Annotated in this window: 19 protein-coding genes and 1 pseudogene; 12 read left to right on the top strand and 8 right to left on the bottom strand. The window is 48.7% G+C overall.

The annotated features are described in order from the left end of the window. The first annotated feature begins 17 nt into the window (after window positions 1-17). Together L1X57_RS17045 and L1X57_RS17040 are read left to right on the top strand one after the other, a co-directional pair. Window positions 18-488 carry a pyridoxamine 5'-phosphate oxidase family protein gene (locus L1X57_RS17045; RefSeq protein WP_009723607.1) on the top strand — a complete coding sequence of 157 codons (471 nt, stop codon included), beginning with the start codon at window positions 18-20 and terminating at the stop codon, window positions 486-488. Window positions 489-680: 192 nt separating this feature from the next. Continuing rightward, the gene (locus L1X57_RS17040; RefSeq protein ID WP_009723606.1) at window positions 681-1,088 is read left to right on the top strand and encodes a hypothetical protein; all 408 of its coding nucleotides are present in this window, start codon (window positions 681-683) and stop codon (window positions 1,086-1,088) included. Window positions 1,089-1,251: 163 nt separating this feature from the next. Here the strand turns inward: L1X57_RS17040 and rlmF are convergent, their stop codons facing one another. Together rlmF and soxR are read right to left on the bottom strand one after the other, a co-directional pair. Beyond that, on the bottom strand, window positions 1,252-2,184 hold the full coding sequence (gene rlmF / locus L1X57_RS17035) for a 23S rRNA (adenine(1618)-N(6))-methyltransferase RlmF (RefSeq protein WP_039869156.1): 933 nt from the start codon (window positions 2,182-2,184) through the stop codon (window positions 1,252-1,254). A gap of 123 nt (window positions 2,185-2,307) precedes the next feature. Further along, entirely contained in the window at window positions 2,308-2,784 is a 477-nt protein-coding gene (soxR, locus tag L1X57_RS17030) for a redox-sensitive transcriptional activator SoxR (protein WP_039869153.1), read from the bottom strand. Window positions 2,785-2,887: 103 nt separating this feature from the next. On the opposite strand from soxR, the gene L1X57_RS17025 reads away from it, so the two are divergent. The 10 genes from L1X57_RS17025 (at window position 2,888) to L1X57_RS16980 (ending at window position 8,282) form a co-directional block, all read left to right on the top strand. Then, window positions 2,888-3,310: a VOC family protein gene (locus L1X57_RS17025; protein WP_009723603.1), complete on the top strand. Its 423-nt coding sequence runs from the start codon at window positions 2,888-2,890 to the stop codon at window positions 3,308-3,310. 145 nt (window positions 3,311-3,455) lie between these two features. Then, window positions 3,456-3,851, top strand: a complete 396-nt coding sequence (locus L1X57_RS17020; RefSeq protein ID WP_009723602.1) for a VOC family protein — start codon at window positions 3,456-3,458, stop codon at window positions 3,849-3,851. Window positions 3,852-3,899: 48 nt separating this feature from the next. Beyond that, window positions 3,900-4,124, top strand: a complete 225-nt coding sequence (locus tag L1X57_RS17015) for a hypothetical protein (protein WP_221927889.1) — start codon at window positions 3,900-3,902, stop codon at window positions 4,122-4,124. Window positions 4,125-4,231: 107 nt separating this feature from the next. Next, a complete protein-coding gene (locus tag L1X57_RS17010; RefSeq protein ID WP_009723600.1) occupies window positions 4,232-4,732 on the top strand; it encodes a GNAT family N-acetyltransferase in 501 nt (166 codons plus the stop codon). Between the two features lie 131 nt (window positions 4,733-4,863). Then, a complete protein-coding gene (locus L1X57_RS17005) occupies window positions 4,864-5,328 on the top strand; it encodes an NUDIX hydrolase (RefSeq protein ID WP_009723599.1) in 465 nt (154 codons plus the stop codon). Between the two features lie 38 nt (window positions 5,329-5,366). Next, window positions 5,367-5,792: an N-acetyltransferase gene (locus tag L1X57_RS17000; RefSeq protein WP_009723598.1), complete on the top strand. Its 426-nt coding sequence runs from the start codon at window positions 5,367-5,369 to the stop codon at window positions 5,790-5,792. A 54-nt stretch (window positions 5,793-5,846) separates the two neighbouring features. Continuing rightward, window positions 5,847-6,278, top strand: a complete 432-nt coding sequence (locus tag L1X57_RS16995) for a GFA family protein (protein WP_009723597.1) — start codon at window positions 5,847-5,849, stop codon at window positions 6,276-6,278. 57 nt (window positions 6,279-6,335) lie between these two features. Next, window positions 6,336-6,878: a nucleotidyltransferase family protein gene (locus L1X57_RS16990; protein ID WP_009723596.1), complete on the top strand. Its 543-nt coding sequence runs from the start codon at window positions 6,336-6,338 to the stop codon at window positions 6,876-6,878. Between the two features lie 215 nt (window positions 6,879-7,093). Beyond that, the gene (locus L1X57_RS16985; RefSeq protein ID WP_009723595.1) at window positions 7,094-7,672 is read left to right on the top strand and encodes a DJ-1/PfpI family protein; all 579 of its coding nucleotides are present in this window, start codon (window positions 7,094-7,096) and stop codon (window positions 7,670-7,672) included. Between the two features lie 55 nt (window positions 7,673-7,727). Continuing rightward, window positions 7,728-8,282: a GNAT family N-acetyltransferase gene (locus tag L1X57_RS16980; protein ID WP_009723594.1), complete on the top strand. Its 555-nt coding sequence runs from the start codon at window positions 7,728-7,730 to the stop codon at window positions 8,280-8,282. 190 nt (window positions 8,283-8,472) lie between these two features. On the opposite strand, the gene L1X57_RS16975 is transcribed toward L1X57_RS16980, so the two are convergent. From L1X57_RS16975 to L1X57_RS16950, 6 genes and pseudogenes are all read right to left on the bottom strand, one after another. Continuing rightward, window positions 8,473-8,622, bottom strand: coding sequence for a hypothetical protein (locus tag L1X57_RS16975; RefSeq protein WP_009723593.1), 150 nt, complete (start codon window positions 8,620-8,622; stop codon window positions 8,473-8,475). 39 nt (window positions 8,623-8,661) lie between these two features. Continuing rightward, a pseudogene (locus L1X57_RS16970) lies at window positions 8,662-8,820 on the bottom strand (DUF2931 family protein); the annotation flags it as partial. Window positions 8,821-9,070: 250 nt separating this feature from the next. After that, complete coding sequence (locus tag L1X57_RS16965; RefSeq protein WP_009723591.1) at window positions 9,071-9,670, bottom strand: DUF2931 family protein; 600 nt, start codon at window positions 9,668-9,670, stop codon at window positions 9,071-9,073. Beyond that, the gene (locus tag L1X57_RS16960; protein WP_009723590.1) at window positions 9,660-11,336 is read right to left on the bottom strand and encodes a type VI secretion system PAAR protein; all 1,677 of its coding nucleotides are present in this window, start codon (window positions 11,334-11,336) and stop codon (window positions 9,660-9,662) included. Before L1X57_RS16960 ends, L1X57_RS16965 begins: the two co-directional genes overlap by 11 nt. Before the next feature lie 333 nt (window positions 11,337-11,669). Then, window positions 11,670-11,876, bottom strand: a complete 207-nt coding sequence (locus tag L1X57_RS16955; protein WP_009723589.1) for a YrhK family protein — start codon at window positions 11,874-11,876, stop codon at window positions 11,670-11,672. 45 nt (window positions 11,877-11,921) lie between these two features. Next, a complete protein-coding gene (locus L1X57_RS16950; RefSeq protein WP_009723588.1) occupies window positions 11,922-12,380 on the bottom strand; it encodes a carboxymuconolactone decarboxylase family protein in 459 nt (152 codons plus the stop codon). Window position 12,381: the final 1 nt, after the last annotated feature.

Raw genomic sequence — 12,381 nt, 5'->3', positions numbered from 1 at the left:
AGGAGGGGGCGTCAGAAATGCTAACTAAAGAAGTGTGTGCCTCTGCGGAGCAGAGTGTTCTCTGTTGGCTAGCCACAAGTGATGAAAGTGGCCAGCCGAATGTATCGCCAAAGGAAGTCTTTGCTGTTTTGGATAGCCAGCACATCGTAGTGGCAAATATTGCATCACCAAAGTCAGCTAAAAATATCAGAATAAATCAGAAGGTATGCCTTAGCTTTATTGATATCTTTGTCCAGAAGGGCTTTAAGATTATTGGTACTGCCACTGAGCTAAAGCCAACAGCACAAGAGTATTCCCATTGGGTTGCACCACTTCTGGCTATGGCGGGGGATCGCTACCCAATTCATAGTGTGCTCGTTATAAAAGCGACTGCTGTGGAACCGATTGTTGCGCCTAGTTATCGACTTTATCCCGCGGAGACCTCGGAAGAATCACAAACTCAGGCAGCACTGCGTACTTACGGTGTGAATCGAGGCAAAAGGCCTTGATAGTGTTATTTTAAAATGACTTTGTGAAAGGGGGCATCAGCCTACGATGATATCCGACAAGCCACCTTGCCACTAAACGAGTGTTCTGCACTGGTTCTTTGGGAGGCAGCTAGTGAGGGGTGAGCTAGCCAAATAATACAGTGAATTCGCTCATTGCGATCACCGCACGCTCAAGCGTTAATCGGAAACTAAATGAATCCCGTCATTCAAGAAGAAATATCCGGCTGTGGCATTGCAGCATGCGCAGTGCTTGCGGGCATTACCTATGCGCAGGCCAAAGAGACAGCCAACGCCTTGGGTATTTATGCCGAAGATACAGCGCTTTGGTCAGATACGGAGTACGTCCGTAAACTCTTGCGTGCTTTGGGTATCATGGCTGCGCCAACAGAGATGCCATTCGACACCTGGGTGACTCTTCCAGACAAGGCGTTGTTGGCCATCAAATGGCGCACAGAGCAGGGCAGGCCTTTCTGGCACTGGGTGGTGTTTGTCAGAACCAAGCAAGATGCCGTGGTGCTGGATTCCAAGAAAGCCTTGAAATCCAATATCCGTCGAGACTTTGGGCGTATCAAACCCAAGTGGTTTATTCATGTAGATTAAACATAAGGGCTACTATCCTTAATGCTCAAGGGGAGCGTGGATATCGCGTTGTACCGGAGTCTGCCCGTGGAGTAGTCAATTAGCGTTTGGCTTCGGTGTTTATTGGTTATGTGTTTGGCGCCGACTTCAGTGTTTGCCTGCAGGCGTAAACCTCCTAAGTGGCTCAGATGAATGTCCAGGACAACACTCTCGTGATCTTATTTCCCTGCTTCATCTCTATTTCCCGTACATCAACGGCACCGAGCTTATGAATCAACTTCTTGGCAGGCTTAACATTGTCGGTTTTTGAAACCAGGCTGGTAAACCAGCGACACTGAGTTGAATACACCTTACTTTCTCTTATCAGCTTTTTAAGAAACAGCTGTTCGCCTCCCTTACACCAAAGCTCGGCTCCCAGCCCGCCAAAATTCAGAGTAGGAGATTGGTTTTTTGGTTGTTGTTCACCGCGACTGCGAGCAAGGTTATTGAGTTTAAGCTGGCTACCTTTAAGTGCTTCATCAAGCGAGGCGTGGAAGGGCGGGTTGCATACGCTGACGTCAAAAAACTCGCCAGCTTGAATAATCCCTTCAAAAATGTGGTTTTTATCGTGCTGCATGCGCAGCGTGAAGCGTTCTTTGAGTGTGGGGTTGTTGGCGATAATCGTGGCTACGTTTTCAAGCGACTGAGGGTTAATGTCACTACCGACACACTGCCAGCCGTAAATTTGGCAGGCCAGTAGTGGGTAGATTCCATTGGCTCCAGTCCCTATATCGAGCAGCTTGATACTGCGCTGTTCACGCCCCAACAAGTCAGCTATGTAATGGATATAGTCGGCTCTGCCTGGGATTGGAGGGCACAGCGCGCCCTCAGGAATATCCCAATCGACAATGTTGTAGTGCCGGTTTAATAACGCGGCATTAAGCGTTTTTACTGCCAATGGGTCTGCGAAATCGATGGAAAGGTCGCCATGCGCGTTCGGTTTCACATGGGGGGCTAATGCTGGGTGGCTTTTTACGAGGGCCGGGAAGTCATAGCCTTGGTTGTGTCGATTCCTCGGGTGCAGGCCTTTGCGAACAGGCTTGGCTCGACTTTTTTCACTTCGATGGAGGGTGTTCACAGTAATAGGCCTGAGGCTTGGCGCTCAATAGTAGAGTGGGTTTGGCTTAGCCAGTGATTATAATCTCAATGGCTGTGACGTGCATGCTTGGCAGTTCGAGGGGAGCGAGAGGCCTCCTGTTCATTACACGTTTGTTTCTTGTCGGGTTCTGGCTTTTTGCTCTGCCTGATCGAGAAGTACGGGGCCGCTACCTGATTCTGCCAGCTTGTCGTCGGGGTTATAGAGTGGGCAATTAGTCATGCTCAGGCAACCACAGCCGATACATCCCGCTAGGTTATCGCGCAGTTTTTGCAGGTAAGCAATTCGGCCATCAAGCATCTGCTGCCAGTTTTTTGAAAGCTGCTGCCAGTCTTCCACTGTTGGTGTGCGGTTATTCGGTAATGATTCAAAGGCCTGCTTGATTTCCTCCAGACTGACGCCAACTCTCTGTGCTGCTTTTATTACCGAAATTCGCCTTAGCACTTCTGGTTTATAACGCCGCTGATTGCCCGCATTGCGCCAGCTGTGGATCAGCCCTTGCTGCTCGTAGTAGTGCAAGGTACTAACCTTAATACCGCAGCGCTTCGCTACCATTCCGACACTCCAAATAGCCTCTGCCATCACTCACCCCAGACTTTTTTTGCCATTCTTTCCCATAAACCACTTTACCTCAACTTAAGTTGAGGTTTTATCCTGCCATCTCACTTAACGCAAGGAGACTCTTATGTACTTAGAACACGTTAATCTGGTGGTTGCGGATATGGATGCCATGCTGGATTTTTACCGGGCAGTCTTTCCACACTGGCGGGTGCGGGATGAAGGCCATGGCGAGTGGTATGGCAAACCGCGTAAATGGGTGCACTTTGGTGACGATGAAAATTACTTGGCGTTAAGCGATCACGGTGAAGGGGCGAATCGCGATTTGAAAGGTCACAGCGTTGGACTGGCCCATTTTGCGTACGTGGTCGATAACCTCGATGCCGTTGTTGCTAGGCTCAATAACGCGGGCTATGCCATTGCCAAACCTGGCGCTGTAGAGCCGTTTCGGAAAAATGTCTATTTTGTTGATCCGGCGGGTTTTGAAGTGGAGTTTGTCGAGTACCTGAGCGACATCCCAGCCGAGCGAAATTTAAACCGTGATGCTTAGCAACCAGCAGTACAGCAACGGAAAGGGTCAGTGTAATGAACGTTGCCGTTGTGTTTCATTCTGCTTTGGGCAGTACTAAGCAACTCGCGCAGGCTGTCGCTGCTGGAGCGGCAGCACAGCATAGCGCTATGTAAGAGGAGGGTTCATGAAGGCGAATGTGATGCGTTACGGAGTAATTCTTAATACTGAACACTACTTGGAGTGTGTCGCTTTCTATCGGGAACTATTTGGCTTGCATCAGCTGTTTGAGAGAGACGAAGGCGGCTTTAAGCTAACCTGTTTAGAGTTTGGTCATGGTTATTTGATGGTCGAACAGGGTGGTAAGGCAAAGAAAGGCGTCAAATCGCCAGAAGAAAGTAGTTTTAAATTGCGATTCAACGTTGATGACTTGGAAGAGGCACTAAGGGTAATCAGGTCTTGGGGTATTCAAACCACCATTATCGAGAATGCTTGGGGTAGAACTATCAATATCGCCGACCCCGATGGCAACCGCGTTGGTATAAGGGATGATGCTGGTTTCGCAAACCAGATCAATACTTAAAATATTGCCGCTGGTTTTATTATTGGTGCCAGCTTAAGCGGAGGCCAGTTGAATACCCTTCAGTACATGCAAGTGTTCGCGAATCAGCATGGCATGTGCTGGGTCGGCTTGGATATACCGGGTAACTACGATCCAGAAATGTGTAATCGGCTGGGAGCACCGTCTGGGCTTATCGCTCATTCAACAGATGGCGTGCTAAATGAAACAGACTTGCTCGCTGCGCGTTATTTAGGCCAACGGGTGGCGCAAGTCAGCAAGAAGTTTACGGTTTGAGGGCTGTTCACCTGGGCGTGCAGCAGGTGCTGACTAGTGATAGATTTACATTAAATTAGTAAAAAATAATGTAAATTACATTAGCTGCTGAAATTCAGGAGATTTTGATGAGAGTTGAAACTCAAAAAGGGATATTGGAAAGCGAGTGGCACTACTTAACTCAATGGAAAGAGAGAGTATTTCCTGAAGAGGGGCGTAGCAAAGAGTGGTCGCCTGTTTCCTGGCATAGCATCGCCTACTCGGAAGCGAATGATCCTATTGGTCACATTGGTTTTGATCGTTTTGAAGTGCTAATTGATGCCGAGCCACGCTTTGTAATTGGTATTGGTGGGGTTGTTGTGCGGCCAGAACATCAAGGGCAAGGCATACCGGCTTTACTGTTTAATGAAGTGCATCATCAGGCGAGTAAGCGTTTGGGAGCTGATGTATTTACGCTTTTTTGTCCGTCTCGACTAGTTTCGTACTATGCAAAACAGGGTTATCAGCGGCATCGTGGTGGCGTTTATTTCCTACAGCAAGGTGAGAAAGTACTTTCTACTTTCGAGTTCATGCATTGTGGCGAGTTAACCGCGGATGGAGAGGTGGTGCTACAAAGCGAGCCCTGGTGAGTGTTGGTTTTCGTCTAGGCGCATTAGGATACCGCCACGCAGTTTAAACAAGTTTTGTAAGCTCTATTGCGTATATCTCAGCCGTCACGTGTGCCGGTGTCAATGTCTAAAGGAGTTATGGAGCTTTATAAATGGAGATAAGAAAATCATCCAGGCTAATAATTGTCGATGAAGAGGGGCGTTTACTCCTGTTTTTATATCACGATGAGCATCATGCGCCATTTTGGGCGACCGTTGGCGGCGAGCTGAAGTCCGGTGAGGGCTATGTTGAGGCTGCTGAACGTGAGTTGTATGAGGAAACAGGCTTAATACAAAACGTTGGTGAAATGATTAGAGAGCGAAATGACGTCTATGCCGTTGCGAGATCGGTGCCAGCACGGTGGCTTGAACAGTACTTCTTAGTTGAATGGCCTGCTAATAGAGACGTATTTGCTGCAGAGTGGACCGATGAAGAAAAGAGTACGATTCAAAAGTGGAAATGGTGGAGCTTAGACGAGTTGCTCGATAACGACCCTGCTCTTTTCAAGCCCAAATGGCTTCCTGATTTACTTCGCTCTGTGCTGCACAAACAACGGTTATCAAACGAGTCTCTGTAGTGCATTGGTTCAGCTGACCATCAGTAAGGAATATTTAAATGATTCGCAAATACCGAGAGGCGGATATTGACCAGATTTTGGATATCTGGCTTTCAGCATCGATTAAAGCGCACGCTTTTGTTGAGGCGGAATTTTGGGCGTCAAAGGTTAACGAAATGCGAGATGTTTATATCCCCGCATCGGAGACGTTTGTTTTTGAATCTGACAATCAGGTAGCAGGATTCTACAGTTTGTACGGAAATACACTGGCTGCCATTTTTGTATCCCCAAAATTACAGGGCGAAGGTGTGGGGTCAGCGATGCTTGATGATGCCAAGAGCAGAAGGGAGTGCTTGCAACTGACGGTTTATCAGGAAAATACTCCCAGTATCAACTTTTATAAAAAGCAGGGATTTATTTCATTAGGTGAGCAAGTTGATGAGCGAACTGGCCATCCAGAGTTAGTTATGGAGTATTATTGCTAACACAATGTAGCGTTAGTGTTAGCTTTTTGATGTGAAGAATTATTGGGGTGTTAAATGAAAGGTGAGTGTCTCTGCGGAGAGGTTAGGTTCAGTGTCAAAGGTGAACTACCAAATTTCTATCAATGCCACTGTTCTTTGTGTCGGAAAACGACAGGTTCTTCAGCGAATGCCGCCACGTTTGTAAGCGAAGAGTGCTTCCAGTGGGTTTCTGGTCAAGACAATATTCGCTCTTTTCAAAAACCAACTGGCTATCGGAATGACTTTTGTTCGACCTGTGGTAGCTCAGTACCAAATAAATTGAGAGACACTGACCTGATATGGGTCCCTGCTGGACTGATCGATGGGGAGACGGGATCACGCGTTGCTGTGCATCTTCATTTGTCTTCATCGGCGACATGGGAACAAGCGTCCAGCAGCAGTATTCGGTTAGATGATGGCCCTGATAGTTTAAAATCGCTTCATGAAGCATTACAGCGCACAAGCTGATGAATACACTGTTTTATATTCGATAACCATGATAAAACGCCATGGTAAGGTGTTGCGATGGATCATGAAGCGCTGATCAAGCAATGGATAATGAGTGATCCTGATCGTATGGAGGCGCTGACTATCGCGGCTGCGCAGAAGCTGCCGGGTTGGTGTCTCGCTGCTGGGTTCGTTAGAAATTTGGTGTGGGACAAGCTGCATGACTTTTCAGCGAGTACGCCATTGAACGACATTGATTTAATTTACTTCGATTCGAACGACATAAGCGTTTCTCGTGATCGTGAGATTGAGCAAGGGTTAAGAGGCGTCTCAACCTTTCCCTGGTCAGTAAAGAATCAAGCAAGAATGCATGAGCGAAATAGGGACTATCCGTATACCTCAACTGAAGATGCGATGAGCTTCTGGGTCGAAGTGGAAACTGCTGTAGGCGCTGCTTTGGATGATGGAGAAGTCACTATTGTGGCTCCCTTTGGCGTTAAGCCACTGTTTGACTATACCGTTACATTAAATGCTAAACGGCCAAAACGAACGGATTTTGAAGCTCGGGTATACAACAAGCGGTGGCTGCAAACTTGGCCAAAGTTGGTGGTAAATGCTTAGCAAGGTAGCAGCCGATTGTGCCGTAACCCGGCACCGCTGCGGGCTGCTTTTGCGCCGGGCCGCCGCTGCGGGTGCGCTTCGCTTACCACGCACTACAACACCTGTTAATTTAATGAGTTGCCGAATCGTGGTGCGTTGTAAAGCATGGCGAGGAGGAGCAGCTTCATTCTTACATGTTGGAAGGAAGCTAATTGATATTCTAAGGACGTCCCCAAATGAATATTGGCATCTATATCTATGACCAAGCTGAGGTGCTCGATTTCTCGGGCCCCTTTGAAGTTTTTACCACGGCCAGCCGCGTCAGTGATGAAGACGCGCCGTTTTCAGTATTTTTGATTGCTGAAAAAGACGGCCCGGTAACTGCTAGGGCGGGATACCAGGTCTTGCCAAATGCCACCATTGATAATCACCCCCCTTTGGATGTATTGATTATTGTCGGTGGTGTACACACGGGTGAAATGGCAAACGAAAAGGTAAAGGCCTGGATTGCAGAACAAACTGCTAAAGTGCAGCAAGTAGCCACAGTGTGTACCGGTATCTTCCTATTTGCTAATGCTCATCCTGGCTTGAAAGGAAGAGTGACTACCCATTGGGACGATCAGCGTGATTTGCGAACTCAGTTTCCGCAGCTTGATGTGGTGGAAGACCTGCGTTGGGTAGACGATGGCGGCGTCATTAGTTCAGGTGGTATCTCGGCGGGGATCGATATGTGCCTACACTTGGTCGCCAAGTTACGCAGCACCGAGCTTGCGGAGAAAACAGCGCGACAAATGGAGTATCGCTGGAACCGTTAGGATTACGCCTTCCTTTGCGTAAGCAGCGGCTTTGAGCATCGTGCACAAGGAGGAAATGGTGCAAATTTGTGAAACGGAGCGTCTGGTTATACGAACGTTGACCTTAAATGATGTGCCTGAATTGACCAAGATCCTCAGTGATCCTGACGTCATGAAGCACTCGATCCGAGGCGTTTGCGACGAAGCTGCAACGCGGCGATTTATCGACTGGTGTTTGGAGTGCTATGCGTCTCACCGTATTGGGCCGTGGGCTTTGGTTGAGAAGGGATCTGATAAGCTTGTTGGCTTTTGCGGTGTTAGCCCCGAAGAGGTTAATGGTGTGGAAGAAATCGGGCTAGGTTATCGGTTGGCTAAACAATACTGGGGCATGGGCTTGGCGACTGAAGCAGTGCAAGCGGTACTCAGCGTTGCCTTTAGTCAAAAGCAACTCACTTCCGTGGTCGTTCTTATTGAACCTGAGAATGGTGCGTCGCTTAAGGTCGCAGCGAAAGCTGGGTTTTCTGAGTTCGATACCCTTGAGTTCCATGGCTGCTCAGTGAGGTTGTACCGGTTAGCGCTGCAGCAATGGTATGCATTACAAAGCAATGCTATGCACGCGGCAAGTATTTGATGGTTATGCCGAATACTGAGAACTGGAAGTGTTAGCGAGCCATGTATAGGGGGCTCGTCACATGGCCTTTTATAAGCCGCATTGCAGTGCTATTTCCGCTAGGGGGAGTGTGGTTTCAAGCAACCTGCGGTGGTCAATGTTAGGCACAGGGCCACAAGCAAGGCTCGAAGCATTGAAGTTTTAGCTGTCATTACTCACCAGGGCTGGGAAAGAGCCCCTCGTTAATAAATTGCTCGGTTTGGCTCCGGTATCGACTTGGGTCGCCTTCCACTACGTTCGTTTGCGCATTTTCAACAATGGGGGTGCTAAAATCCTCACTGCGATCATAGCCACAATCCATGCATCTTGCCCGCCACCACACAAGAGCTTCGCCTTTTCCGGAAAAACCTACAATGAAGTAGTGGTTATATTTGGGTTCGGGGTATTTTTGGTACCATTCATCAACACGGTCACTAAAATTTTCTGGAAGAGAAAGGTCAAGCTGGTAAAAGGTCTGGGTTCTGTGTGAAAACCAGCGGGCTTGTACCGAGCTTGGCACCGCCGTTGGCGCGAATAGCCCTACGAGCCCCCCCCCGGTGGGTCGTGGTCAAAACCGCCTTCTTTAATGCCTGCCGGTACACTCCAGACATTATCAAATGTTAGCTTTTCCACCCAGATGGGCCAACCGGTAGGGCCTCCAGCCACTGAAACAACAAAATCATATTTATTGGGTTCGCTGGAACAGGCGGTAGTTAAGGTTAGGCACAGGGCGGCTAGTAAAGCTCGAAGCATCGAAGGTTTAGCTGTCATTACTCACCAGGGCTGGGAAAGAGTCCCTCGTTGATAAATTGTTCGGTTTGGCTTCGGTATCGACTTGGGTCGCCTTCCACTACGTTCGCTTGCGCATTTTCAACGATGGGGGTGCTGAAATCCTCACTGCGATCATAATCGCATAATGAACAGAAGGCTTCCCACCACACAAGGGCTTCGCCTTTTCCGGAAAAACCTACAATGAAGTAGTGCCGATATTTGGGTTCAGGGTATTTTTGGTACCACTCATCAACACGGTCACTAAATTCTTCTGGAAGCGCTAGGTCAATCTGGTAAAACGTTTGGGTTCTGTGCGAAAACCAGCGAGCTTGTACTGAGCCTGGCACCGCCGTTGGCGCGAATAGCCCCACGAGCCCCCCCCCCGGTGGATCGTGGTCAAAACCGCCTTCTTTAATGCCTGCCGGTACACTCCAGACATTATCAAATGTTAGCTTTTCCACCCAGATGGGCCAGCCGATAGGGCCACCAGCGACTGAAATGCCAAAATCATATTTATTGGGTTCGCTGGAACAGGCGGTAGTTAAGGTTAGGCACAGGGCGGCTAGTAAAGCTCGAAGCATCGAAGGTTTAGTCGTCATTGTTTATTATGCTCCTGGGCTGTGCTGCACGCTGGGTATTGCTTAGGAAAACGCGCCGTACTCGATTCGGCTCTGGCCTATGGGCAATAGACTCAAAACTGGTAATAGGTCCATCGCGGTGAGAGGTATGAATATAGTCATAAAGGTAATCACGTGCGTAAGCTAGGCCGCCGCCATTGACTTGCCACTGATCAAGGGCCTCTAGCAACTTATTGGGTATATTATAAGAGTCATTCATGGGCCTAAAAGGTACGCCTGCATTAACTGCGTGGTCGTACATTTTATGTAAAGAATAGTAAGACAGCTCTTTGCGGGTAGGGCGTCGCTCCTCGGCGATTACATCGGAGCCTTCAACCCGAGGTTGAATATTGCGTGGGTCTGCGGCGTTAAGTTCCGCAATCTTCTGCTGAGCAGACCGGAGGGTTCGAGGGTTATGGCCATGCCCTTGATACCGTCTTACTTCAAATCGCTCGTAGTTCTGGAAGTCGGTTTCAGGGTTCTCATAGCCCCCACCCACGTCGGAATGTACGCCCGGCAAGACTTCTTCTATAAAGTTGCCGGGCAGGCCGTTACCCCCGCTTATTTTTGACAGTGGAAAGTTTGTGCGAATTTCATGAAAGGCGGTTAGATGAACAACCTGCTCGGCGCTATGGGCACCCAGATGCAGGTTGAAATCAAGGTTCTGCTCGTTACCAGGAAAGTAAAAACTGCCCACCGTATCAAACAGCCCGACAAACCCAACGCGAGCGTTAACGCCTTGAGGAAAAGCAGCCACTTCCCGAAACTCTATGACCGGGCGCCGCCACCAGTTAAGTTGAGGTACCTGGATGGTCGCAGGCCAGGAATTGATAAGATTGACGAAATGCCTGGCCAGGGCAGCGCCACGGCTAAAGCCAAATACATCAATAATCACGTCGGAAGCTGCTTCACGCTGAACAATAGTCCGTACATCTGTCAGAGCCATCTCGATTCTTGCATGCCCTCCCGTGGCTCCTATTCCCAATGCCAGCCCCCATTTATCTTCTGGGGCATCAAAGCCGTCATCGGTCTCTTCACCGTCCACGGTGCCTGGGCCTTCAACATATATTCTTTGCTCGGTTCCTCCAGAGCCTAGGTCACGGTAAAGGTCGTACAATCGAGCCACATTGGTAATATCCCGATCTGTTAGCCGTAGATCGTTCTGCATATGGTTGCCCGTACCATCGAAAAACACCCCAAGGCGAAGGGTTTTGGGTGAGCTTTCTTCTTCCGCCATCGCCTGGGAAGGGGCTCCCGTACTGGTCAAGCTTTTCTGGCCATTGTGCAGTGCGCTGGTTCCCGGCTGCCGGGCAGTACGGGGAAGCACGGGATTGTTTGGTGCAGCCGCTGCCTTTCGATCATCGCCGATGATGACACTGCCACTGCCTATAGTGACGCCACCACAATCGATTGAACTGCCGGTGAGGGCGGCGGGCCTGCCGTTGATAAATACGGTGCTTGAGCCACTGGCAATAGTGCGCGGGTGAGGAGGGTGCTTGGGCTTAGCGTGGGGTTCCAAAGGGTCGCCAACCCGTGCAACAGGTTTGCCGTCCACCAATACATCCGGCGAGCCGGAGGTGACGGGTGTTGGTGGAAAGCCATCGTGATCGGTGCCTATATCACCTACTACTACAATTTTTTTACTCACTCCCTGTCTCCCTTCATTTCCTTTTTAAATGCGTAACATCTTTACTTATTGTTAATTATCATTAGTTAAATGCGGATTATCACAATATAAAAGTATGTCTATAAGGATTGCAAGAATAGTTAATCCGAGATTTATTAACTAGAATGACCCATAACAGCGTATGGCAAGCAAATAATGTGCACGTGGCAAGTATTTGATGGTTATGCCGAATACTGAGAACTGAAAGTGCTAGTGATAGTAAGCCATGCATAGGGGGGGCTCGTCACATGGCCTTTTATAAGCCGCTAGGTAGCTAAAACCCTAGCGGCTATAGCAATTCGAGTATTGGCTCAACTAGACGTGCTTTTTACCCGTATTTTTAATACTCATTGCGTAAATAATAAACATGATCAGTGAACCCATCACAAAACACCATACGCCTACGGTTGCATAGAAAGCGCCGGACGGTAGGAATAAAAGACTGCCAAAGAAAAAACATAAACTGGATAAGAGACCCAGAATATTAGGTAGCTGTTGACGTTGTTTCGTCACACTGTTCATTTCATTTACCCATCTGAAATTTTAGTTTCAAGTGTCTAAGATAGCTTAGATACTGATGTCGGGTGAAAACTGAAAGCCCACCGATATCCGATTCCAGCTGTTGATTTGAACAATAATGGCAGTTAGGTCAATTAGCCCCTGCTCACCAAAGGCAGTTAATGCGTTTTGATAAGTGTCGTCGCTGATAGAGGGCTGTTGGCTGATGAGTGTGAGTGCTTCGGCCCATGCGAGTGCGGCGCGTTCTTGTGTGCTAAAGCAGGGTGCTTCCCGCCAGGCAGGCAATACGTCTAGGCGAACCTGATGCTCACCATCGTCTCTGGCTTCTTGGGAATGCATATGCTGGCAAAAGCAGCAGTGATTAATTTGCGAAACACGCAGGTTGACTAAGTGAACGATGGTGCGATCAAGTGTTGAATCTACAGCAAGGTTGCCCAATGCAGTCAGGTGTTTCGCTAGGCGTGGGACAAGGCGGTACACCGACTGCTGAGATAGACGAGTAGACATG

It is taken from the genome of Halomonas sp. TD01, assembly GCF_923868895.1.
Taxonomy (GTDB): Bacteria; Pseudomonadota; Gammaproteobacteria; order Pseudomonadales; family Halomonadaceae; genus Vreelandella.
This window is presented reverse-complemented; position numbering and strand designations above follow the sequence as displayed.